We start from the raw sequence: 20504 nt of genomic DNA on the forward strand, positions 1-20504 counted from the left end.
TTGAGTTTAAATCACTTATGAGCCAGCCACCTGTTGAGAAAAAGTCAGTCCCTTGGTTATTAATGAGTTTGGGATTATTGATTCCAATTTTTATTGTAGGTATGGCATTTGTTGCTGCCAAAAGTGATGCGCAAACCAAGAAAAAATATGATCAACAACGTGCTGAGATTGCAAAAAAGTTTGAGCAACAGAAAAATGCTGAACAAGCAAAGACAGAATAATTTTTCTTAGAAAGACAGATTATCGAAGATCCATCTGTAATTGTCTTATGGATGGAATTTCAGTGTAACGCTGTACCTGATAACCTGCTTCTTGTAGCATCTGATCGCGCTTTTTATCTTCTAGCTCTTTGCCTAAATGGCTTGGGTCATCTAACTCAATAATCGCCAAAACATTCATTTCCTGATCCATAATTACAAAGTCTGTGACCTTGCGATTGAACTTGCTGCGAATTTTATAATGGTCGCTGGTAATCAATGCACTAAATGCAACCTGAGCCAGAACATGATGCTGAGGAAATGCTTGCTGTAAACGCATAAACATACGCGATTCAAACGAAGTGATGACAGGTCGGGCAAAGAACTTTTGCTTGGGGAAGAAAGGACGTATGCAGCTGAATAGCAATATAGCTGTACTTATAAACCCAATGGTTAGAAATAGGAGGTGATTTGATTCAAACATGTATTTATCAAAGAGCAAATAAAAAACCCACTCAATTAAGAGTGGGTTTTTAGAATCTTGGCTCTCCCACCTGGGCTCGAACCAGGGACCTGCGGATTAACAGTCCGTCGCTCTACCGACTGAGCTATGGGAGAATCTGGATATGCATTCTATGCATGAAGGGGGCAGTGGTCAAGCGATTCATAAGAAAAAATTTAAATATTGATTTAACTGTACTTTTTATCAGCATTTCAGCTGTTTTGTTCATCTGAATCGCTTTGGTAATCATAAATAGTGTGTAGATTTTAGCGATACAATAAAAAAGCCCAGATCAGTGATCTGGGCTTTTTTAGAATCTTGGCTCTCCCACCTGGGCTCGAACCAGGGACCTGCGGATTAACAGTCCGTCGCTCTACCGACTGAGCTATGGGAGAATCTGAGTGCCATTATAGGCAGCTTTTAAAATTGGTCAAGATAAAAGTGTCATGTTTCTTTCATTTTTGCATCGTATGCTTTTTATTTGCACAATTACGATAAAGTAGGAAAAATAACTTGAACTTTGAACAGGCTATTGCTAGATTCGAATCAGAAAGAGCGTTTAGATATTCATCTAAACAGTGTGGATTTAACCCTACTTGCCAGCACTAAAATGGCTAAACTGGAGATCGTGATGACGATTCTTAGCATTCAATCTATTTTTTCAAACCTTTCATTTTATCAAGAGCATTATCTCGAAATTATTCAAGATTCTGCGCAATATTATACGCCCGTCGAAAATTCATTTTTAAATACTTTTCCGTTTAAACAACAAGCCTTGTATCTCGGTGATTTGTTACAACTATGGTTTGGTAGTAAATGGAAAATCGAAAATGCAAAAAATCTGTTAGTACAAAAAAATACAGCAACACTTGATGAGCATGCACCGCTGTATTTATTTCAGTTAGGCGGTGAACTGTTTTTAGGTGCCAATACAGCACTGGCTTGGTCTGTTGCGGAACAGAAGGTTGTTACTGTACAGGTCAAAAGTATTTGGCAATATGCGGTATTTAGTCATTTGTGTATTCGCCCAAAAAAGTTTCAAGCAACTCAAGCGATTGCATAGGGCTATAAGCAAATAGCCCATCTGCCTTAAACATTGTTATGGGCGAATAACCATGCACGTGGCGGTAGCATGTGCATAAAGCTTTCCATCCGCATCGACAATCTTGCCTTCGGAAATGCCGAGGTTCTTACTCATGTTGATGATGCTACCGGTTGCAATGAGCTTTTGGTTTTTAGGAATAGGGCGGCACATTTTAATATTCAGATCGATGGTGCCATAACCTACACCTGCTTCTAGAAGTGTATGAACAGCGCACCCAGTGACTGAATCGAGTACGGTCGCAGCAAAACCACCATGTACACCGCCTAAGGGATTAAGGTGGCGTTGATCTGCTTGAACTTCAAATTTGATAAATCCTTCTGCAACTTCGACTGGTTGCATTGGGATGGTTTCACTAATACTGGCAGGTGGAATTTTTCCTTCACACATTGCAGTTAAAAATTCAAGTCCGTTCATTTCTTTCGGGTGTTTCATCTTATTTATCCTTTATAGTTCCAAAATAGAACTCGTATATAAAATAGACTTTGTGGTTGCAAGTGTCAAGTATCACAGCCACTAAGCATCTGTTTTACAAATTGTTCGTTGCTAAAGATTTGGATTGTTTTATGCTATTTGAAAAATCATGCATAACAATTCTGAATAAAAGGTAAATGATAATGAACGGACAATGCGTTTGTGGTGAAACCACATTTGAAGTTGAATTAAGCAATCATGATGTGCATGCCTGTCACTGCTCAATCTGCCGTAGACAAACCAGTGGTGTGATTATGACCATTGATGTTAAGCGAGACAGTCTAAAATTTTTAAAACAAGATCATTTGTCGGTGTATAACTCATCCGCTTGGGGCGAACGTGGTTTTTGTAATGCCTGCGGCACCAATTTATTTTGGCGAACCAAAGACCAGAGTTATTGCAATATCAATGCTTTTGCATTGAATGAGCCACCGAATGATTTGAATCTTGATCTAGAAATTTATATTGATTGTAAACCTGAGTTTTATGCTTTTGAAAACTCGACCAAGAAAATGACCGAAGCTGAGGTGGTCGCACTATTTAGCGGAGAATCCTCAGAATAGGGCTGGTCATTTTTGATTTAGAAATAAAGAGATAAAAAGAAGCTTCCAAATGGAAGCTTCTTTTATTGCAACTCAAATTATTGAGCCGCTTTTTCTGCTTGGATAGATGCAATTGCAGCATCAACACCATCAATTGAATCAGCCGCTTTTTTGATACGTGCTAAAGCATCGACTAAAACTTCGTCAGCAGTTGCATAAGAGATACGCATAAATCCGCCTAAGCCAAACGCATCACCAGGAACAACAGCAACGCCAGTTTCTTCAAGCAACCATTCAGAGAATTCTGTGCAAGATTTTAAGCCTTTGGCACGGATCAATGGACGAATGTTTGCATAAGCATAGAAAGCACCATCAGCAGGTAAGCATGAAATGCCTTTGATGTCATTTAAACCATTCACAACTAAATCATGACGGCGTTTAAATGCTTCAATCATCGGTTGTAAAACGTCTTGTGGACCATTCAACGCGGCTTCAGCTGCAACTTGCGAAATTGAAGTCGGATTAGAGGTTGACTGTGACTGGATTTTTTTCATTGCGCCAATGATTTTTGCAGGACCAGCTGCATAACCAATACGCCAGCCTGTCATTGCATAGGCTTTAGATACACCATTTAAAACGATCGTGCGGTCATATAAGTCTGGTGCAACAGTTGCGATGTTGTAGAACTCATCTTCCCAACGGATTGGTTCGTACATGTCATCAGATGCAACAAAAACCTGTGGGTGACGACGCAATACTTCAGCCAACGCTTCGAGCTCAGCTTTGGTATAGATCATCCCTGTTGGGTTAGACGGGCTATTTAATACAACCAAACGTGTATTTGCTGTGATTGCTGCTTCTAATTGTTCTGGTGTGATTTTGAAACGCTGTTCTTCACCACATTTTACGATAACGGGTGTACCTTCAGCGATAATCACCATATCTGGGTAGCTTACCCAGAACGGAGCAGGGATGATCACTTCATCGCCTTTGTTTAACAAAGCAAGTGCCAAGTTAAAGAAACTTTGTTTACCACCACAAGAAACCAAAATCTGGTTGGCTTGATAATCTAAATTATTATCGCGTTTGAGTTTCGCAATAATTGCTTTTTTTAAGCTTGGAGTACCGTCTACCGCTGTATATTTGGTAAAGCCTTTATTAATCGCTTCAATTGCAGCATCTTTGATATGTTGAGGGGTATCAAAGTCTGGTTCGCCTGCACCTAAACCAATCACGTTTTTACCGGCAGCTTTAAGCTCAGCAGCTTTGTTGGTTACTGCAAGTGTAGGGGACGGTTTGATGGCATTGACACGATCAGAGAGACGTACGTCCACGGCATTATTCCTTCTTATGGGATTAAAAGATAAAAAGCAGGTTATCTTAGCCTAAATAGACTTGATTGTGGCTGAAACTTGCCTTAATCGCATAAAAAGTTACCAAATTTTAGCTCGCGAGCGCATTCTATTTTTTTACATATTTTATTTTTATCAAAACAGCAAAAATCCATTACAATAGCGGCTAGAAATCTAGATTTCGAGAGAATTTCAATGAGTGCTCAACAACCTAAAGCAAAAAAAGCTTTGGTGCAATTACCATTCCCTATGCCGTCTGCTCAGGATGACTCTGAGGATGCAACGCATAATCAGGTTCGTCCAAAACCTGAACAATATGCCGATCGTACTTGGATGCCACCACGTGGTACTCGTCGTTCGATGGGGAAGCGTTAATAAAAAAGCCAATCATCTTGATTGGCTTTTTTATTGTTTAATGGCGGTTTAGTGGATGCTGTATTTCTAACTCACCACGCCAAAGTTTAATAAAATCATATTCATCAATATCGTAAAGTTCCATTAAGGCAATAATTACACTGACAAAAATCATTGCACCTTCAGTATTGTCATGGAAATTAAAAATCTTGCCGTTGAGCTTGCCGAGAATATCGCTGATTTCATGTTCACGCCCGCGTCCATAACGATCACGTGGATAAAGCTCTTCATTTAAAACCACCAGTGCAATGGCTTTTTCGGCTGCAGTTAAGTTGGTTTTACCCAGTGCCTCTTCAAAAGACTCATAACCATGATTGAAGTAGAAAATCACTTCATCGGTAATAAAGGCATGTACCGCTGCGGCGGTTAAGTTGGGAAATTGTGAAACCGCATCTTCTTCAATATAAGGGCGAAAAGATTCGGGAAAAATCACATTCGAATGGATGCCTTTGAATAATGGCGCGATTTCTGACACTTTATAACCCGCAATACCACAACCTAGAGCTGTCAAAAAGTATTTCATTTTTGCATGGTTTTTGGCGTAGATTTTAAAGTCATCCACATAATGCTCGATTTGAGACAATGGCATTTGTTGTAAGTGTTCATTCAGTGTTGGAATCGCAAAAGTTTGGCCCGCCCAACCACGACCAACGCCTGTCACGGCAGCGAAGTGCTGGGCAGCGACGCGTGCAGCACCGCTATCATGGATACCCGCTAAGTTACTGCCAAAAACAAAGACTGTATCTTCTGGGAGTTCCGTTACGATTGTTTCGTCATGGTATTGGTAAGCCATATTTTTATCATTGAAATAAAGTATAAGTTCATGTTGCAGTTGATTGCTAAAAGGGTCAAGCGCTGTTTGTATTTTTCTTTTATATTTTATTTTGATGGGCGGCGTGGCGGAGTATTTACTTAGCTGAATTCGCTTGTTTTAAATGTGTTGGATCGAGTATCTACACCACCAAGTCAAAAGAAATCTGGTTTCTTCCATTCTGTTTTGCTTGATAAAGCAAATCATCCGCACGTTGCAATGCTTGTTCAATTTCATGAAAGTCATGTATCTCTGTGAGGCCATAGCTGGCCGTCATTTTAATTTTATGATGGGTAAACGTGGCTTGTTCAAGTCGTACTTTCAGCTGTTTTATACGAGAAAGTGCCTCAGTTGCATCTTTGGCAGCGATTAAGCAAATAAATTCTTCACCACCAAAGCGGGCGATTAGATCATTCGGTTTTTTGTGCTGTAGCATCACGCGGCTTACTTTTTGCAAGACCTGATCACCAATGTAATGTCCCCAGGTGTCATTCACTGATTTAAAGTGATCGAGATCTAAGCAGGCTAAAAAATAAGGTTGATTATTGAAGGGTAACTTTTCACTTTGTTCGAAAAAGCCGCGGCGATTCAGTAATTGTGTTAACGGATCATGCAGACGTTCATTGTTGAGGCGCTGAATAACATCCTTGACTGCACCGCCACTGATTACGATTGCGAATAAAATATTTAAAATAATATTGACCGACATTCCTAATAACCACCATGTTGAGGAGGTTAAGATGATATGGTCTCGATCAATGCTATCTAAAAATATAAAATTGATGAGGGCACGGCAAAAGGAATAAGAAACATTAAGCAAATAGAAAATCAAAATCCAGCGATCAAATGATTGACTGGTAGGCAGATATTTTAATACAGCAGGAATGCTAATAAGACCAATCAATCCTAGCGTGGCATTCAAAATAATCAGTCTTAACCATATTTGCGGATTTACATATGAAAAATAGGCGAGCGCAATAAAGGCAAAGACAGTGAGAAATAACGCGGGAAGATGCTTGAAGGGGGTATTGAGTTTGACACTGATGGCATAGGCACCAATCCAACTCCCGAATAAATAAAGAACTGCGGTAAATGGGGCTGCAATAGTCAGTTGAGGATTGGTCATTAAGCACTGGATAAAGAGGGCAATAGATGGAATCGTATAGGCCAAACCAATCCATAGTAAAAAAATATCAGCTCTGAAAATTAAGCGAGAAAATGTAAATGCCAAACCAATGAAAAATAGGCAGCTGGGAACGATTAATATAAAATATTGTGTATTAACTGAATTCACAGAAAAATTTCAAAGTTCTTGATCTTTTTAAAGGGTGTAGGTTAATGTTTTTTATATGAATATTCAATATTTTTTGTTTCTAAATATTAAGTAAATTTGTTATTTTGTCTTCAAAAAATATGTGAATTCGAAAATAATAATTTAAATCTAATATACACATCTGAAAATTCGCATTTAAAGTAGATAAAATTGATTGTAAATTGGGTCGATCGACTCCATAAATAACGCATATTCAGCAAAGAGAACTCTCGTGAGCGAAAACCAACCTTTTGAGTTAGTCACCAACTATCAACCTGCGGGCGATCAACCACAGGCGATTGAAAAATTGGTCAGCGGTATCGATCAAGGTTTTCGCAATCAATTGCTGCTCGGGGTTACTGGGTCAGGTAAAACCTATACCATGGCCAATGTGATTGCCCAAACGCAACGTCCAACCATTGTCATGGCACATAATAAAACGCTTGCCGCACAGCTCTATGGTGAGTTCAAGGCATTTTTCCCCAATAATGCAGTTGAGTATTTCGTTAGTTATTACGATTACTATCAGCCTGAAGCCTATGTGCCATCTTCAGATACATTTATTGAAAAAGACTCTGCTATCAATGACCATATTGATCAGATGCGTTTGTCTGCAACGCGTGCTTTATTAGAACGTCGTGATGCCATTATTGTGGCCTCGGTTTCTGCAATTTATGGTTTGGGCGATCCAAATGCCTATATGCAAATGTTATTGCATATCGTACAAGGCGATCGCGTCAGCCGTGATGAAATTATTCGCCGTTTGGTCGAAATGCAATATACTCGCAATGAACTTGAGTTTTTACGCGGTACCTATCGTATTCGTGGTGAAATCATTGATATCTTCCCAGCGGAATCGGACAAAGATGCGATTCGAGTTGAGTTATTTGATGATGAGGTGGATTCGATTCGTTGGTTTGATCCACTGACAGGAAAATTGGTCCGTAAAGTTCCTCGCGTGACTATTTATCCAAAAAGTCACTATGTAACGCCGAAAGACCATTTAACTCGTGCTATTGATACCATCAAAGATGAGTTAAAAGATCAACTGAAATTTTTCAAAGAGCATGACAAATTATTAGAGGCTCAGCGGATTGAACAGCGTACGCGTTATGATTTGGAAATGATGCAACAGCTAGGCTATACCAACGGTATTGAAAACTATTCACGCCATCTTTCAGGTCGTAGCGCTGGAGCAGCACCACCAACCTTATTTGATTATATCCCCGAAGATGCATTGCTGATTATTGATGAGTCACATGTGACCGTCCCGCAGATTGGTGCGATGTACAAAGGTGACCGTTCGCGTAAAGAAAACTTGGTCAATTATGGTTTCCGTTTGCCAAGTGCTTTAGACAATCGCCCGATGAAATTTGAAGAGTGGGAGCGAATTGTTCCAACAACGGTTTTTGTCAGTGCTACACCTGCCCGTTATGAACTGGAAAAATCTGATCAAATTGTTGAGCAGGTGGTGCGTCCAACTGGTTTAATTGATCCTGAAATTGAAGTACGTCCAGTGTTAACACAGGTGGATGATGTGTTATCTGAAATCAATATTCGTAAGCAACTGAATGAACGTGTATTGGTCACGACTTTAACCAAACGTATGGCTGAGGATTTAACCTCATATTTAAAAGAATATGGTGTGAAAGTTGCCTATCTACATTCGGATATTGATACCGTTGAACGAGTCAAGATCATCCATGAGTTACGTACCGGTGTGCATGATGTATTAGTCGGGATTAACTTACTGCGTGAAGGCTTGGATATGCCAGAGGTTTCTTTGGTTGCGATTTTGGATGCAGATAAGGAAGGTTTCTTACGTTCCGAGCGTTCATTAATTCAGACCATTGGCCGTGCTGCACGTAATGTGAAAGGTAAAGCGATTTTATATGCGGATCGTATTACCGACTCGATGCGTAAAGCAATCGATGAAACGGATCGCCGTCGTAACAAGCAAATTGAATTTAATGAATTACATGGGATTACGCCACGTAGTGCTGTGCGCCAAGCGATTAAAGAAATCGATACTGGTGAAGTGTTGACTGATGATGAGATTGATGAAAATGTGCTTGAGCAGGCGCGGGCGATTAGCGCGGATGAACAGCATCTTTTATCCGATCCAAAATTGTTTGCTAAGCACATCAGCAAGCTTGAGAAAGAGATGTTAAAAGCGTCTAAAGAGCTTCAGTTTGAACAGGCAGCAAGATTGCGTGACGAGATCGTGCGCTTAAAAGCACATATGCTGCAATCTTAATTAGACAGAGAAATCCTCAAAAGGGATACATATCGCAACAGTTTTTGTTTATAAAGTAGGCTATTTTTAATAGCTAACTATATGACTATTTATAACAAATTACTGTTTTGAGGATTTCTCATGCCTTTTATTCAAAATTTCCCGAAAGCGAGTTGGCGCCTTGCAAAGATTGCGATTGGTGGGGCCGTCTTAACAGGTTTGGCTGTTGGAACCATTGCTTATGCGCAAGCAAAACCTTTACCGACAGTAGATAAAGTTGAACTCGATAAATACTTGGGTGTTTGGTATGAAGTCGCTCGAAAACCGATGTTTTTTGAGCGTAAGTGCGCTTATAACGTTACCGCAACTTATACCCTAAATGAAAATGGCAATATTGTTGTTGATAACAAATGCTATGACAGTGAAGGCAATATACAGCAAAGTGTCGGTGAAGCCTTTGTTGCCAATGCACCATTTAACAGTAAATTACGTGTCAGCTTTCTACCAGAGGTTGTGCGTTGGGTGCCAGTGATTCGTGGTGATTATTGGATTTTAAAGCTGGATAATGATTATCAAACCGTATTGGTTGGAGAGCCACGCCGAAAATACTTATGGGTACTTTCACGTATACCCAATCCGAAAAAAGAAATTATTCATGAATATCTAAATTACGCTAAATCATTGGGCTATGATATTGCGGATGTGATTTATCCTGAACATCACTAAATAAGATATACTTGTTTTAAAACCATGCTTGCATGGTTTTTTTATTTTTATATAGTGGATAAATCACATATTTTTTAATTCTCTCAACTCCAGAGGTTCAAAGTGTTTAAAGGAATTGCTTATTCAGTTTTGGCTTCTGTGACCTTTGGGGTTCTATATTTTTATACCCAACTGCTTGGTGCATTTGATAGTGAACAAACTTTTGGCTGGCGTATTGTTGCAACACTGCCATTTTTGACGCTATTTATGTGGTTTAGCGGTGATTTAATTCATATCAAAACAATATTTAAACGGATTTTAGCTCGACCTCGTCTTCTGTTGCTTTTAATGATGACCTCTATCTTAACCTCGGCACAGCTGTGGCTGTTTTTGTGGGGACCTATGCATGGTCGAGGTTTGCAGGTTTCATTGGGCTATTTCTTATTGCCTTTGGTCTTAGTGTTGGCTGGAAATGTTTTATATGGTGAAAAGCTTTCAAAATTTCAGTACCTCGCTGTATTGCTCGCTGCTTTAGGGGTTGGACATGAAATATGGCGTTTAGGCAGTATTGCTTGGGAAACAGTCTTTGTCGCAATCGGTTATGCAGCTTATTTTATTCTTCGTAAAAAAATCCAAACGGATAATTTAGGTGGGTTTTGGTGGGATTTAGTATTGATTCTACCCATTGCAATTTTCTTTGCTCAAACAGGCGATACGCCGTATCTCAAATTCTTAGAACACCCAAGCTTGGTATTTGTGGTGATTGGACTTGGGTTGCTCAGTGCAATTGGCTTAGGCAGTTATATTCTTGCCAGCCGCTACCTTCCACTGGTCATCTTTGGTTTGTTGGGGTATTTGGAACCGGTCTTACTGGCCTTGGTGTCTATGCTGCTTGGGGAAAAAATTGGAGCAGGTGAATGGTTTACTTATATTCCAATTTGGTTGGCAGTGCTTGTTTTAGTGATTGAAGGTGCAGTGCATTTAGTACAGCAAAAGCAACGTAAACAGCATTTGCACCTTAATGTGAAACAATATTCAAAACGGGTGGGGATAGATGAAAAATAGGACAAATCTGCGATTTACTTTTTCATGAAGCAAAAAATATCAATAAAACTGTTATAAGCGTTGATTAAATTGAACATATTGTGATGAAGGCGAGTTCGTTTTACCAAAATTCACAAAAATAATTATAGGTATTTTATGAATTTATAGTCAATTAGGACAAAATCTTAGCGCGTTTAGCAGCTTTTGATTCAATCTTGATGATAATTCTATTACAATAATGGCGTTTTAAAAATTCACGCCCAGTATATATAAATTAGAGGACGTAACTGTGAGCAAAGAAACAATCGTTGCCCTACACGCAGAACACCAAGGTCGTTGGAAAAACCGTGAAGAAATCGCGGAACGTATGATTACCTTAATCGGTCAATTGTATCGTGAGAAAAATATTGTTGTTTCTGTTTACGGTCGTTCTTTAATCAACCGTTCAGTAATCCAGATTTTAAAAACACATCGTCGTACACGTATGCTTGATGTTGAACTTTCTGTTGTAAATACCTTCCCAATTTTGGAAGCGTTAATGAAAGTTGAGAACATCGGTTCTGCTGAAGTTGATATCGGTAAACTTGCAGTTGAATTCAAAAATGCAGGCGGTGATGTTGACGCTTTTGTTGCAAATGCTGTTGCTTCAATTCAAGGTAAAGAGACTGCTGCTGCGCCTAAAGATGTTGTTCTTTATGGTTTTGGTCGTATTGGTCGTATCTTAGCGCGTTTAATCATCAGCCAATCTGGTTTAGGCCGTGGTTTAAGCCTTAAAGCAATCGTTGTTCGTAAATCATCGGATGGTGACTTGGCGAAACGTGCTTCATTATTACGTCGTGACTCTATTCACGGTACCTTTGATGGTACGATTTCTGTAGATGAAGAAAACGAAGCAATCATTGCAAACGGTCAGTTCATCAAAGTGATTTATGCTTCAAGCCCAAGCGAAGTGGACTACACCGCTTATGGTATTGAAAATGCGCTTCTGATCGACAACACAGGTAAATGGCGTGATGCTGAAGGCCTGAGCCAACACTTGAAATGTGCAGGCGTTGCACGTGTGGTATTGACTGCACCAAGTAAAGGCGAAATGAAGAACGTTGTATTTGGTGTGAACAACACTGATATTTTAGATGAAGACAAAATCATCTCAGCTGCAAGCTGTACAACGAACGCAATTACACCTGTATTAAAAGTTTTAGACGACAAATACAAAGTATTAAATGGTCACGTTGAAACAGTTCACTCTTTCACCAATGACCAAAACTTGATTGATAACTACCATAAAGCTGATCGTCGTGGTCGTGCTGCAACGTTGAACATGGTGATTACAGAAACTGGTGCTGCAAAAGCAGTTGCTAAAGCTTTACCTGGCCTTAAAGGCAAGTTAACAGGTAATTCTGTACGTGTTCCAACACCAAACGTTTCGCTTGCAATCTTGAACTTAAACCTGGAGAAAGAAGTAGATCGTGAAGAAGTGAACGAATACATTCGTCAAATCTCGATCAACTCTAGCTTACAAGGTCAGATTGGTTATACAAACTCGACTGAAGTTGTATCAAGTGACTTTATCGGTTCTCGTACAGCGGGTGTGTTTGATGCGCAAGCGACAATCACTTCAGGTACTCGTTTAACCGCTTATGTTTGGTACGATAACGAAGTAGGTTATAGCTGCCAAGTATTACGTATCGCTGAACAAATGTGTGGTGTAAGCTATACAAAAATTCCTGCTGAAACAAATGCATAATTTGTTTATAGAGCGATAAATAAAAAGCCCAGTTTGACTGGGCTTTTTATTGACTGTACAGAATATATGCTGAATAAAACATAAAAATCGATGAGAATGATGGAAAAGGGACATAATTAATCAAGGAATCATTCATTGTTGCAGTTTAGACGTTTATTTATCGTATTTGCTTTAATTGTGGTGGCCAACTTATGTGGTGTGTATATCGCAATGTGGGTATTCAAGCATTTTAATATTTATATTCCGTTGAAGAATCAAGATGTCGCCATCGATTTACAAGAGCCTTTGCAGGTACGGGTAAAAGTCAAAGATGCTTTAAATGTTGATATCAATGGACGTGTTGATGCAAAAATTCCAATCAATGAACAACTGAATGTTCCTTTAACTCAAACACTCACACCACGAGTTTATTTTGATAATGTGGTTCCGATTAGTACGACGATTCCAGTCAAGGAAACCATTAAAGTCAATCAAAGTTTGCCAATCGATACCAAAGTTCAGGTAAAGATTTTAGGTAAAGATGTGACTTTGCCTTTGAAGGGTTCAATTCCTCTACAGCTTGATGTTCCAATCGATATTCAAGTACCGTTACAGCAAAAAGTACATTTAAAATTTGATGCGCCTGTCCGTACTGTACTCAAGGAAAATTTAAATATTCCGTTGAAAGCGCAACTGAATGCTAATATTCCAATTCAAGGCAATTTGAATGTTCCGATTACCTCTGAACTCAATGCTACAGTGGATGTAAAAAATACGTTACCTGTCAAAATCGCGCAGGGTGAATTAAAGATTCCTTTATCAACCATGTATTTGGATCGTGTCAAAACTCAGCCTGTAGAAGCTCCCGTCACTCAAAATGATGTAAAAGCAGGTGAGTAATGGAAATGCCAAAAACACTCAAAAGTTTTTTAATCAGTTTTGTGATTGTGACCACCTTGGTGGCGATTTTGTTTTGGTTCTATCTGAATATACAGGCTTCTTTGATCGTTTCAGCACAGCAGGCGGATATTCGTTTACCTAAGTCATTGGGAACCAAGATTCAGGTGGGTGATCATTTACGCGTAAAATCAGAAGGTCAATTGAATACGGTTTTAAATATTGATCGTAGCTTGCAATTGCCGTTAAAAGGTAAATATTTGGCTGATCTGAGTTTTGAAGTTGAAACCCCGATCACGGTGGATATCAATTATGAAACCATGCTGAAAGTGGATGAAGTTGTGCCGATTGAAACCAGTACAGATTTGATCTATCAAAATAAATTATTGCCTAAGTTTCCTTTGAGTCTGAATATTCCAGTGAAATTGGATATTCCATTTCAACTGAAAAGAACCTATACCGTGCCAGTGAAAATTGTGTTTGACGGGCCAGTATATTTTGCTTTTGATGAAACAGTTGATTTGCCAGTGAAGCATCAATTTAAACCAAGCTTTTATATGAATGATGCGATTAATATGAGTAAGATTTCTTCCTTTGATGCGATCATGTATAACTCGGTGCAACAGACCAAAGCCAATTTAGATATGCAAATGGAGTTGCCTTTGAAGAATGTGAGACCGTAGCTGCTTATACATTCCATATCTCCTGAATATTTTAGGCTCGATATTTATGTTGTTTTACAGACCTTAAAATAGCGAAATGAAATGTTGAACGAATAATAAATTTAAAAAAATCAATTTGCTGATTTTTCTATTCGAGAATTTTATTAAAATGTGGCAAAATAGCCCGTTTTACAGAATTCAGAGGATTGGCACATGCGCTTTGTTGATGAAGCAGTCATTACCGTAGAGGCTGGCGACGGTGGCAATGGCGTAGCCAGTTTTCGCCGTGAAAAATTTGTCCCTTTTGGTGGTCCAGATGGTGGAGACGGGGGACGTGGTGGAAGTGTTTATATTCAAGCCGATGATGATACCAGCACGCTGGTAGATTATCGCTATACACGCCGATATCGTGCAGAGCGCGGTAAAAATGGTTCGGGTGCGAACTGTTCTGGCCGTGGCGGTGAAGACATTATTTTAAAAGTGCCAGTCGGTACAACCATTGTTGATACTGAATCAGGTGACATCATTGGTGACTTGGTTGCTGATGGCCAACGTGTAAAAGTTGCGCATGGTGGTGATGGTGGTTTAGGGAATACTCACTTTAAATCATCAACCAACCGTTCGCCACGTAAATGTACACACGGTATCAAAGGTGAATATCGTGAAGTGCGTTTAGAGTTGAAAGTACTTGCCGATGTTGGCTTGCTGGGTATGCCAAATGCCGGTAAATCAACCTTCATTCGTGCCATTAGTGCGGCAAAACCAAAAGTTGCAGATTATCCATTTACCACAATGGTGCCTAACTTAGGTGTGGTCGATGCGGATCGTCATCGCTCGTTTGTTATGGCGGATATTCCTGGGTTGATCGAAGGTGCGGCAGAAGGTGCTGGTTTAGGGATTCGCTTCCTTAAGCACTTGGCGCGTACCCGTATCCTGTTGCATATCGTTGATGTTCAACCGATTGATGGTTCAGATCCTGCGCATAATGCAAAAGCGATTTTAGGTGAGTTAGTAAAATTTTCACCAACTTTGGCAAAACTTCCAGTGGTTCTTGTACTAAACAAACTTGACCAACTCCCTGAAGAATCAAGAGAAGAGTGGTGTCAGCACATTCTTGATGAATTGCAATGGGAAGGTCCTGTATTTAAAACTTCTGGTCTTATGTCAGAAGGGACCAAAGAAGTTGTGTATTACTTGATGGATCAAATCGAACAACAACGTGAGCGAGAAGTTGAAGATCCAGAGTATGCAGCAGAAGTTAAAGCATTCCGTGAACAGCTTGAGTCTGAGACACGTGAGCAAACCATCGCAGCAAAAGAAGCGTATCGTGCTATGCGTAAGGCTCAGCGTGAAGAAGGCTTGGATGATGATGAAGACTTTGATGATGAAGACGATGGTGATGTAGAAAGCGTCTACATTCGTGACTAGTAAACCGAGGGAAAAATGATAGAAGTGGTCGATGGGCAACGTCAGCTCAATGCGTGTAAACGAATCGTTGTTAAAATCGGATCATCTTTACTCACTGCAAATGGGCAAGGTTTAGATTTAAATGCAATTTCGCATTGGGCGAAACAAATTGCAGATCTACACAATGCTGGACATGAAATTATTCTCGTGTCTTCAGGTGCAGTCGCAGAAGGGATGGTACGCATGAAACTTGCGAGTCGACCCACTGATCTACCCAGTTTGCAAGCTTGTGCAGCCATTGGTCAAATGGGCCTGATCCATACTTGGTCAAGTGTACTTGATCAACATGGCATCCAGACAGCACAGGTTTTACTGACACATGATGATCTTGCCGATCGTCGTCGTTATCTCAACTCATGTGATGCTTTGCAGAACTTGATCGATTGGCGTGTGATTCCAGTCATTAATGAAAATGACACGGTTTCAACCGATGAAATCCGTTTTGGCGATAATGATACTTTGGCCGCGATGGTTGCAGGGCAGGTTCAAGCAGAATTGCTGATTATCCTCACGGATCAGCAAGGCATGTTTGATTCAGATCCACGCAGCAATCCAAATGCAAAACTGTTCTCAGCCGTTCGAGCGCTCGATGACAGCTTGTTTGAAATGGCTGGCGGCGGTGGTGTGCTTGGTCGTGGTGGCATGGTGACGAAAGTTCGTGCGGCACGTCTTGCGGCACGCTCAGGTTGTCCAACTTTGATTGCTAGTGGTGAAAGTGACCATGTGCTTGCTCGCTTAATGGCGGGCGAGATGTTGGGTACTTTATTTACCACCGATAATGATCGCGTCACAGCGCATCAGCAATGGTTGGCTGCACACTTACAAACTGCGGGCCGTTTAGTGATTGATGATGGTGCTGTTGAAGCCATTAAGCTTAAGCATCGTAGTTTGTTACCTGTTGGTGTAAAAGCGATTGAAGGGCATTTTGATCGTGGCGATATAGTGGAGTGTGTTGATAAACATGGCGGTCGTATCGCGGTTGGACGTGTAAATTTTAGTTCACGTTCCGCGGAAATGATCAAAGGTTTATCTTCGGAAAAAGTCTATCAAGTTCTCGGTGAAGCACGTTCGCTAGAAATGATTCATCGTGATCATATGGCGATTTATTAAATTACCATCAATAAAAAAGCTCGCATCAAGCGGGCTTTTTTATATCTATTGTTTTTAAGTGGCTGGGTTCTAATGGGGGCAATACTTTTTCTTCACCCATCATATAGGCATGATCTGCCAGTGAAAGCATATCCAGATCTTCTTCACTATTTCCATAGGCATAAATAGCGTGATAGTCATCTAAATTGTAGTTTTGCAAAATACGTATTTTCTTTTGTTCACAACTGCAATCTTCTGAGCTGTAACTACCTGTTAAAAGTCCGTCTTGGGCTTCAGTTTGCGTGCAAATTAAATCAATATTCAGAAATTCACAGATTGGGGCCAGATAAAGATCGACTGAGGCAGACACTAAAACAATATGGTCACCACGTTGTTGGTGTTGTTGCAGCTGGCTCAATAAATCCTGATCCAATTTTTTTAACAGTTTTTGCGCATATTCTTGGGCTAATTTTTCAACCACGTCAGCAGGAATATCTTTAAACATGGTTTCAAATAGGCGTGGTCGCATGGCATGTGCAGGGTAGAGACGTAAATAATAGGCTTGAATCCATGGTAGGATTTTCAAGCCTCTTTTAATAATGTGACGCTTTGAAAGCGCAAAGAAAATAAATCCAGTGAAACTGTCTCTTGGATAAAGTGTCCCATCGAAATCAAATAAAGCAAGGTTTAGAGTTTTATGCGTTTCGCTCTTTGCATGCATGTTTCATATCGTCCATTTACGCGACTGGCGAACCAATTGGTATTGTAATCGCGGCTAAGTTTAGGGCCAGAAATAACGACTTCAGGCATAATTGCATAAATCGGTTCTTTATTGGTTTTATTTTGATACAACTTTTGAATGGCTAAATAAGTTTGCGTATCTTCGAACTTCTTCTCTTTTTCTTTCTTTAAATCCGCACGAATTTGGCGCGGAGTAACTAAAATCTTATTGTTGGTAAACGCTGATATCACTTCTTTTTCGGATTGGCTCAGTGCTGATTGTACATTCCCATCTTTATTGTAAAGTAATAAATCACCATCTAAATCAAGGTCTTTACCTTGTATAACTTCAAGCATTTTTTGAAAAGCAGCATTACGACTCGAGAACATACCTGAGTTGTAATCAGCAAAACGATAGATGGCTTTGTCATAATCAGCAGAATATTCCATTAAACGGTGAATACCGTAATACAAACCGCCATATTGGGTATACAGGTCATCACGCAGTTCGGCAATATTACCACTTTGACGCTTATGTTCTTTGGCATAATTGATATGCACTTGCATTGAACCCAAGGTGGTAATCGGATTCATTTTCTCGCCAATATCTTGTCCAACCAGTTTTGCAGCGCCTGTTAATGCACTGACATGATAATGCTTCGACATATAGTCAAAAATTTCACGGTAGAGCAGGTCGAGTTCACGCTCAGTTTTTACTTTGCGCATTTGGCTCATGTAGTTATTTTCTAGTGAAGGTTGGTTTTTGAGCACATCCTCAAAATAACCAGCCACTGTGCCGCCAATGGTTTCACCTAATTTAGCTTCAAATTTCTCTTTGAGTCGGGTATTGATTTCCTGAACGGCTTTTTCACCTAAGCCTGGCACAGCAGGATCAGCGACAAAGTTAGACTCTTGATCGACCACAGCCACAATGCTGCATACATTTTGCTTGGTTTTGGGAATGCTCAGTTGCTGCATGATATCAAAAATATCTTGCGACCAGGACTGACGATCATTTACGCGTGGTGGCAGCACTTTTGTAATTTGCTCTGCCTTCATTTCGGGTTCTTTATTATTTGACCACCAAGCATTATCACCACAAGCCGCTAAGCTTATGCTGATTGCCAATAGGCTAAATGTTTTGAATAGAGGACGAGTCGAAAACGATTTGTTCATAATGAAGACAACACCGCACAAAAAGATGAGCCGAACGGGCGAATGAAGTATACTATGTTGATCAGAAATTGTAAGAAAATATATGTATATTGGTCCATATCAACTGTCAAATAATTTGGTCGTTGCTCCGATGGCTGGCGTAACAGACCGCCCATTTAGAACACTGTGTAAGTACTTTGGTGCAGGGCATGCGGTTAGTGAAATGATGACTGCAGATAAGACTCTGCGCATGAGTAAAAAGAGTCTCTATCGGGCCAATTTTGATGGTGAGCTTGCACCAATCTCCGCACAAATCGCAGGTTCTGATCCTGAACAGCTTGCTGAAGCGGCACGCTACCAAGTGGCCAATGGCGCACAAATTGTTGATATCAATATGGGTTGCCCTGCTAAAAAGGTGTGTAACAAACTTGCGGGTTCAGCGTTATTACAAGATGAAGATTTAGTTGCACGTATTCTCGATGCAGTGGTCACAGCGGTTGATGTACCAGTGACGTTAAAAACCCGATTGGGTTTTTTAAATGGCCATGAAAATATCTTGCGTGTCGCGAAACGTGCAGAAGAAGCGGGGATAGCAGCCTTGGCCTTGCACGGACGAACCCGTGAAGACATGTATTTGAATACTGCACGTTATGAACTGATTAAGCAGGTGAAAGAATTGATTGATATCCCATTGATTGCCAATGGGGATATTGATAGCCCTGAAAAAGCCCAATATGTGCTGGACTATACGGGAGCAGATGCCATTATGATTGGTCGTGCTGCCCAAGGCCGGCCTTGGATATTCCGAGAAGTTGCCCATTATTTAGAAACAGGTGAGCATTTGGCTGCACCTGATATTGCAGAAGTCAAAGCTGTTCTATTGGGACATTTGGCTGAATTGTATCAGTTCTATGGTGAATACTCAGGCTGTCGTATTGCGCGTAAGCATATTGCTTGGTACACCAAGGGCTTACGTTCAAGTAATGAATTTCGCCAGAATATGTATAAAGTTGAAAGTACAGCTGATCAGGCTAAAGTGGTTGAAGGGTATTTTGATCAGTTGCTGGATCAAGGCTTACGTATGAGCGATGTACAAGTTGAACAAGTGAATTTATTAGAGATTCAATAATTATTGTTATTGATGAAGAAAAAGCCTGTAATTCAATCTGAATTACAGGCTTTTTTATTACGATAAATGAGCCGTGATTTTTTGCAGAATTTGCAAGATCACATCAAATTCACTTTGTAATGGTGTGCTTTTACGGGTCACTAAAGCCAATGTACGGCTTGGTGCAGCTTCAATTGCTTTCACATCAATCTCTTCATTGAAGTGAATCATGCTGTTTTTGAGTGCGATTTCAGGTAAAAGGGTAAAGCCTAAATCAGACGATACCATTTCAACCAGTGTTGGTAATGAACTCGCTTTTAAGCGATGATCATTCTTACGCTCACCCACAGGGCAGGCACTTAAAGCATGATCACGTAAGCAATGTCCTTCCTCAAGCAACATTAAACGAGATAAATCTAAGTCATCTAATGAGTTGGCATTGGCAGCATTGGTGTCTTTCTTGTTATACACAAGGAACAGGTGCTCTTTTGCAATTTCGGCAACTTTTAGACTGCGCGTATCAAACGGAAGCGCAAGCACAATCATGTCTAAATTACCGTGTTCTAACTTCTCTACAATCTTCTCACTTTGAGCTTCATGCAAGTGTAGTTGGATTTTCGGCAATTGCTGATGAACTTCATCTAAGAGTTGAGTCAGAATAAAAGGTGCAATTGTTGGAATAATACCGAGATGCAAATCGCCCGTTAATGGTTCACTCATCTCTCGACTTAAACGCATCAGGTCTTGGGCATCGGCAAGCAACACTCGCGCTCGAGCCACGACTTGCTCACCTAATGGGGTTAAACGGACGTTTTGACGATCACGCTCAACTAAGACGCCACCTAATAAACGCTCCAATTCCATGATGCCACCAGACAGTGTTGACTGGGTGACAAAGGAACGACGCGCTGCTTCAGTAAAATGTAAAGTTTCTGACAACGTAACTAAATATGATAGCTGTCTTAATGAGGGTAATGCAGCCATAGTGT

The 20504-nt window shown here is 40.2% G+C and carries 21 protein-coding genes and 2 tRNA genes; 13 read left to right on the forward strand and 10 right to left on the reverse strand.

Translation table 11 applies throughout. From position 1 onward, the window contains the following. Positions 1 to 17: 17 nt before the first annotated feature. Complete coding sequence (locus tag MMO42_RS07820) at positions 18 to 221, forward strand: hypothetical protein (protein WP_005295775.1); 204 nt, start codon at positions 18 to 20, stop codon at positions 219 to 221. Positions 222 to 240: 19 nt separating this feature from the next. Here MMO42_RS07820 and MMO42_RS07825 read toward each other — a convergent pair whose 3' ends face one another. The 3 genes from MMO42_RS07825 to MMO42_RS07835 form a co-directional block, all read right to left on the reverse strand. Next, positions 241 to 681 carry a DUF2726 domain-containing protein gene (locus MMO42_RS07825; protein ID WP_241319964.1) on the reverse strand — a complete coding sequence of 147 codons (441 nt, stop codon included), beginning with the start codon at positions 679 to 681 and terminating at the stop codon, positions 241 to 243. A 58-nt stretch (positions 682 to 739) separates the two neighbouring features. Beyond that, positions 740 to 815, reverse strand: a tRNA-Asn gene (locus tag MMO42_RS07830). A 203-nt stretch (positions 816 to 1018) separates the two neighbouring features. Beyond that, positions 1019 to 1094 (reverse strand) — tRNA-Asn (locus MMO42_RS07835). A 236-nt stretch (positions 1095 to 1330) separates the two neighbouring features. Here MMO42_RS07835 and MMO42_RS07840 point away from each other — a divergent pair. Continuing rightward, entirely contained in the window at positions 1331 to 1762 is a 432-nt protein-coding gene (locus tag MMO42_RS07840) for a hypothetical protein (protein ID WP_241320267.1), read from the forward strand. Between the two features lie 36 nt (positions 1763 to 1798). Here MMO42_RS07840 and MMO42_RS07845 read toward each other — a convergent pair whose 3' ends face one another. After that, entirely contained in the window at positions 1799 to 2236 is a 438-nt protein-coding gene (locus tag MMO42_RS07845; RefSeq protein WP_241319965.1) for a PaaI family thioesterase, read from the reverse strand. Between the two features lie 182 nt (positions 2237 to 2418). Here MMO42_RS07845 and MMO42_RS07850 point away from each other — a divergent pair, with 182 nt between their 5' ends. Next, positions 2419 to 2838, forward strand: a complete 420-nt coding sequence (locus tag MMO42_RS07850) for a GFA family protein (RefSeq protein ID WP_241319966.1) — start codon at positions 2419 to 2421, stop codon at positions 2836 to 2838. Between the two features lie 77 nt (positions 2839 to 2915). On the opposite strand, the gene MMO42_RS07855 is transcribed toward MMO42_RS07850, so the two are convergent. Continuing rightward, the gene (locus MMO42_RS07855) at positions 2916 to 4151 is read right to left on the reverse strand and encodes a pyridoxal phosphate-dependent aminotransferase (RefSeq protein ID WP_241319967.1); all 1236 of its coding nucleotides are present in this window, start codon (positions 4149 to 4151) and stop codon (positions 2916 to 2918) included. A 213-nt stretch (positions 4152 to 4364) separates the two neighbouring features. On the opposite strand from MMO42_RS07855, the gene MMO42_RS07860 reads away from it, so the two are divergent. Further along, a complete protein-coding gene (locus MMO42_RS07860; RefSeq protein ID WP_241319968.1) occupies positions 4365 to 4544 on the forward strand; it encodes a hypothetical protein in 180 nt (59 codons plus the stop codon). A gap of 37 nt (positions 4545 to 4581) precedes the next feature. On the opposite strand, the gene MMO42_RS07865 is transcribed toward MMO42_RS07860, so the two are convergent. Both MMO42_RS07865 and MMO42_RS07870 read right to left on the reverse strand, forming a co-directional pair. Further along, positions 4582 to 5376, reverse strand: coding sequence for a hypothetical protein (locus MMO42_RS07865; protein ID WP_241319969.1), 795 nt, complete (start codon positions 5374 to 5376; stop codon positions 4582 to 4584). Positions 5377 to 5536: 160 nt separating this feature from the next. Continuing rightward, entirely contained in the window at positions 5537 to 6688 is a 1152-nt protein-coding gene (locus MMO42_RS07870) for a GGDEF domain-containing protein (protein ID WP_241319970.1), read from the reverse strand. Positions 6689 to 6938: 250 nt separating this feature from the next. On the opposite strand from MMO42_RS07870, the gene uvrB reads away from it, so the two are divergent. From uvrB to proB, 8 genes are all read left to right on the forward strand, one after another. Then, on the forward strand, positions 6939 to 8963 hold the full coding sequence (gene uvrB, locus MMO42_RS07875) for an excinuclease ABC subunit UvrB (RefSeq protein ID WP_241319971.1): 2025 nt from the start codon (positions 6939 to 6941) through the stop codon (positions 8961 to 8963). A 120-nt stretch (positions 8964 to 9083) separates the two neighbouring features. Then, a complete protein-coding gene (locus MMO42_RS07880) occupies positions 9084 to 9668 on the forward strand; it encodes a lipocalin family protein (protein ID WP_241319972.1) in 585 nt (194 codons plus the stop codon). Between the two features lie 102 nt (positions 9669 to 9770). Beyond that, the gene (rarD, locus tag MMO42_RS07885; RefSeq protein WP_241319973.1) at positions 9771 to 10712 is read left to right on the forward strand and encodes an EamA family transporter RarD; all 942 of its coding nucleotides are present in this window, start codon (positions 9771 to 9773) and stop codon (positions 10710 to 10712) included. A 268-nt stretch (positions 10713 to 10980) separates the two neighbouring features. Continuing rightward, positions 10981 to 12438, forward strand: coding sequence for a glyceraldehyde-3-phosphate dehydrogenase (locus tag MMO42_RS07890; protein WP_241319974.1), 1458 nt, complete (start codon positions 10981 to 10983; stop codon positions 12436 to 12438). A gap of 135 nt (positions 12439 to 12573) precedes the next feature. Beyond that, positions 12574 to 13317 (forward strand): MFS transporter, encoded by a 744-nt coding sequence (locus MMO42_RS07895; RefSeq protein WP_241319975.1) that lies wholly within the window; start codon positions 12574 to 12576, stop codon positions 13315 to 13317. Beyond that, the gene (locus MMO42_RS07900; protein WP_241319976.1) at positions 13317 to 13997 is read left to right on the forward strand and encodes a hypothetical protein; all 681 of its coding nucleotides are present in this window, start codon (positions 13317 to 13319) and stop codon (positions 13995 to 13997) included. Before MMO42_RS07895 ends, MMO42_RS07900 begins: the two co-directional genes overlap by 1 nt. Positions 13998 to 14189: 192 nt before the next feature. Further along, positions 14190 to 15404: an Obg family GTPase CgtA gene (cgtA, locus tag MMO42_RS07905; protein ID WP_241319977.1), complete on the forward strand. Its 1215-nt coding sequence runs from the start codon at positions 14190 to 14192 to the stop codon at positions 15402 to 15404. A gap of 15 nt (positions 15405 to 15419) precedes the next feature. Continuing rightward, positions 15420 to 16553: a glutamate 5-kinase gene (gene proB, locus MMO42_RS07910; RefSeq protein WP_241319978.1), complete on the forward strand. Its 1134-nt coding sequence runs from the start codon at positions 15420 to 15422 to the stop codon at positions 16551 to 16553. A gap of 25 nt (positions 16554 to 16578) precedes the next feature. Here proB and MMO42_RS07915 read toward each other — a convergent pair whose 3' ends face one another. Next, positions 16579 to 17253, reverse strand: a complete 675-nt coding sequence (locus tag MMO42_RS07915; RefSeq protein WP_241319979.1) for an HAD-IB family hydrolase — start codon at positions 17251 to 17253, stop codon at positions 16579 to 16581. Then, positions 17220 to 18428: a DUF1615 family protein gene (locus MMO42_RS07920; RefSeq protein ID WP_241319980.1), complete on the reverse strand. Its 1209-nt coding sequence runs from the start codon at positions 18426 to 18428 to the stop codon at positions 17220 to 17222. Before MMO42_RS07920 ends, MMO42_RS07915 begins: the two co-directional genes overlap by 34 nt. 82 nt (positions 18429 to 18510) lie before the next feature. Between MMO42_RS07920 and dusB the strand changes: the two genes are divergently transcribed. Next, on the forward strand, positions 18511 to 19536 hold the full coding sequence (gene dusB / locus MMO42_RS07925; protein ID WP_241319981.1) for a tRNA dihydrouridine synthase DusB: 1026 nt from the start codon (positions 18511 to 18513) through the stop codon (positions 19534 to 19536). A 57-nt stretch (positions 19537 to 19593) separates the two neighbouring features. On the opposite strand, the gene oxyR is transcribed toward dusB, so the two are convergent. Next, positions 19594 to 20499, reverse strand: a complete 906-nt coding sequence (gene oxyR, locus MMO42_RS07930) for a LysR family transcriptional regulator OxyR (protein ID WP_005145424.1) — start codon at positions 20497 to 20499, stop codon at positions 19594 to 19596. Between the last annotated feature and the right edge of the window lie 5 nt (positions 20500 to 20504).

It is taken from the genome of Acinetobacter sp. ANC 3882, from assembly GCF_022549545.1.
Lineage (GTDB): Bacteria > Pseudomonadota > Gammaproteobacteria > Pseudomonadales > Moraxellaceae > Acinetobacter.